Origin of the sequence: Streptomyces sp. KLMMK (assembly GCF_036961605.1) — a bacterium.
Taxonomy (GTDB): Bacteria; Actinomycetota; Actinomycetes; order Streptomycetales; family Streptomycetaceae; genus Streptomyces; species Streptomyces telluris.
Genome location: NZ_JBAMDC010000555.1, coordinates 1 through 3,402, shown reverse-complemented (window position 1 = coordinate 3,402; position 3,402 = coordinate 1). Strand labels below are relative to the sequence as shown.

The window sequence follows — 3,402 nt, the reverse complement described above, 5'->3', positions numbered from 1 at the left end:
GCCGCCTCCGCCGCCCGCGCCAGGTCGGGCAGCCCGTCGAGGCCCGGCAGGGGCCCGTAGCCCGCGGAATCGTTCCCGCGGAGCACCTCCAGCGTCGCGCGCAGCTCTGCCCGGGCGTCCCGGCACGTGTCGGCGATCCCGTCCAGCGCCTTGGCGAGCGCCGCCCGGTCGAGCCGCTCGGGGTCGGCGACCAGGACATGGGCGGCGACCGCCGTCTGCACCCCGATCAGGGTGATGCTGTGGGCCAGCAGGTCGTGGAGGTCGCGCGCGATGTGCACGCGCTCCTCCGCAACCCTGCGCGCCGCCTCGCGCTCGCGCGTCGCCTCGGCGCGCTCCGCGCGCTCCATGATGGCCCCGACGTAATTGCGGTGCAGGCGCACCGCCTCGCCGATCAGGACGACGTCGGCGATCCAGCCGGCGCTCACCAGCGTCGGCACGATCTCGTGCCCCTTGCCGAACGCCAGCAGGACGACCGTGGCCACGCCGAAGATGCCGCCGAGGGTGAGGAAGCTGCGCTTGGGCGGGCCGACCACGGCGAGCGTGCACAGGGCCACCAGGCCCGCCGGCAGCACCGCGGTGCGGGGGTAACCCAGCGCGTAGAAAGGACCGTTCATGCAGGCGACGGCCAGCACCGTGAGCCACGGCGCCTGGCGCCGCGCCGTCAGGACGAGCGCGGCGCCGGTGAGGAGCGCCCATCCCGGGAGGTCCGGTGACCGCCGCGTGGTGACCACGAAGAGCACGCTCTGCACGGCGAGGACCGCCAGCGCGATGCCGAAGTCCTGCAGCAGGACGCTGCGTCGTACGGCCGCGTGCCGCGGCAGCAGCAGACGCGCGATCATGGGGGCAACCGGTTCCCGGGACGGCATCACGCTTCCATCGAACCCCGCGAGAGCTTCCCGGGCCACCACATCCACCTCTTCAGCAACAGGCTTGCAGAGGTGACCAGGTAGGTACGGACCAGGAAGGTATCCAGCAGCACGCCGACCGCGATGATGAAGCCCATCTCGACCAGCGCCACCAGCGGCAGCGTCGCCAGCACGGCGAAGGTGGCCGCCAGCACGATGCCCGCGGAGGTGATGACCCCGCCGGTGGTGCGCAGCGCGGTGAGCGCCGCCTCGGAGGAGTCCGCGCCCTTCAGGCGCTCCTCACGGGCGCGGTGCATCAGGAAGATGCCGTAGTCGACGCCGAGGGCGACGAGGAAGACGAACGTCAGCAGCGGCAGGCTGGGATCGAGGCCCTTGTAGCCGAGGACCGGGCCGAAGACCAGGCCGCTGAGCCCCATCGCCGCGCCCCAGGAGGCGATCACGGCGAGGACGAGCACCAGGGGCGCCACGAGGCTGCGCAGCAGGGCGATCAGCACGATCAGCACCGCGACCAGCACCAGCGGGATCACCTTGACCCGGTCGTCGGCGTTGGTGGTCGCGAGGTCCATCTGCTGGGCGGTGGGACCGCCGACGATCGCCTGTGCGCCCGGCACGTCGTGCACCGCGGCGCGCAGCGCGGTGATGGTCCTCTTCTCGCCGTCCGACTCGGGCTTGGCCACGGAGAACACCTGCAGCTCGGTGCGGTCCCCGCCGCTGCGGCCCGGCTGCACCGCGGCGACGCCCTTCGTCGCCTTGACGCGCTTCTCCACCTCGCCCGCCCGGCCGGTACGCGTCACCACGGTGATCGGCAGGCTGCTGGAGTCGGGGAAGGCCTCGGCGACCGTGCGCATCGCGGCGACCGAGTCCGGCTTCTTGAGGAAGGCGTCCTCCTGCTTCAACGTGCCCGGCAGCTTCACCGCGCCGACCGACAGGGCCACCAGCGCCGCGACGCCGCACAGCAGCACCAGCCCCGGCCGGCGGCCCGCCGAGTTGCCCATGGCCGCGAACAGCGAACGCCGGTGCACGGCCTCCGACCCGTAGGCCGGCACGATCGGCCAGAAGACGCGGCGGCCCAGCAGGACCAGCACCGCGGGCAGCAGCGTCAGCATGGCCGCCAGCGCGCAGAAGACGCCCACCGCCCCGACCGGCCCGAGGCCGCTGCTGCTGTTGAGGTCCGCCGCCATCAGGCACATCAGGCCCGCGACGACCGTTCCGGACGAGGCGAGCACCGCCGGGCCGCAGCCGCGGATCGCGGACATCATCGCGTCGTACGGCTGCTCGGTGCGGCGCAGCTCCTCGCGGTAGCGGGCCACCAGCAGCAGCGCGTAGTCCGTGCCCGCGCCGAAGATGAGCACCGTCATCACCGACGTGCTCATCGTCGTCACCGTCAGGTCGAAGGCCTTGATCAGCCCGTACACGCCCGCCATGGCCGCCGAGGCCGCCACGCCGACCACACCCAGCGGCACCAGCCACAGGAAGGGGCTGCGGTAGATCAGGATGAGCAGGACGGCGACGACGCCCGCGGTGCCGATCAGCAGGGTGCCGTCGATGGACTCGAAGACCTCGTTCTGGTCGGAGGCGAGGGCGACCTGCCCGCCGAGCTCCGCCTTCAGCCCCTCGGGCCTGTCCTTCTTGACGATGTCCCGGATGCCGTCGACCGCCTTGCCCTGCGCGGCGGCGTCCGCCAGCCCGGACACCGACAGCGCCGTCATCGACGTGGCGCCGTCCTTGGAGACCACCGTGGGCGGCTCGCCCCCGCCCCGCAGCTCGTAACGCCCCGCGATCCTCTTGATGTGCTCCTGCGCCGCCTTGCGGTCGCCGTCGGAGAGGCCGCCGTCGCGGTGGTAGACGAGGATCGCGTCCGAGGTGTTGCCGCCCGGCAGCTTCTGCAGCAGGTGCTCGACCCTGGTGGACTCGGCGCTGGCCGGCAGGTAGTCCACCGGCCGGTCCCGCGCCGCGCCGCCGAGCTTCTCGGCGAAGGGCGCCGTGACCGCGAGCACCACGATCCACAGGGCGATCACCGCCCACGGGAGGGCGCGGCGCCTCGACCTTCCTTCGCGTGCCGGTCGCAGCCGGCCTTCCTTCCGCTGCGTTTCCGCCGCCGGAGCCATGTTTCCCGCCGCCTCCTCCGAGCCGAAATCCACTGACCCCTCCAGGATTCCGGCGCGAAGGGCCCGGCACGTCGGCCCGGAGAGCGAAGCGGAAGCTAATCCGCCGGGTGTAACAAGGGGGTTGGTACTCCCGGGGGAGTAAGGCCGGGCGGACGGCGGCCGCCGCCGGACGGATACGCAGCGTGCGCCTTCGGGGTCATCCCGTACTCCCCCGGTATGAGGGCCGGATCCATCCCCTGGGGCGACGACGGACGCGGCGGGCGCGAGGCATGGTGGAGACATGAAGGGCATGACAGGCGTGACAGGCATGCAGGGCCACGGGCCCCGGCGGTGGCGGAGAGCGGTGTGAGCCCACTCCTGCTGCCGGTGCTGCTCTGCCTGGTGTCGGCCGTGGCCTACGCGGCCGCGGCCGTCGTGCAGGAGCGCGT

2 protein-coding genes are annotated in these 3,402 nt (G+C 72.8%); both read right to left on the bottom strand.

The window, feature by feature from the left end; all coding sequences use genetic code 11:
• Window positions 1-839, bottom strand: an 839-nt coding sequence (locus V7793_RS35425) for a sensor histidine kinase (protein ID WP_336013790.1), incomplete at its 3' end; no start/stop codon positions are given.
• 26 nt (window positions 840-865) lie between these two features.
• Window positions 866-2,974: an MMPL family transporter gene (locus tag V7793_RS35420; protein ID WP_336013789.1), complete on the bottom strand. Its 2,109-nt coding sequence runs from the start codon at window positions 2,972-2,974 to the stop codon at window positions 866-868.
• Window positions 2,975-3,402: the final 428 nt, after the last annotated feature.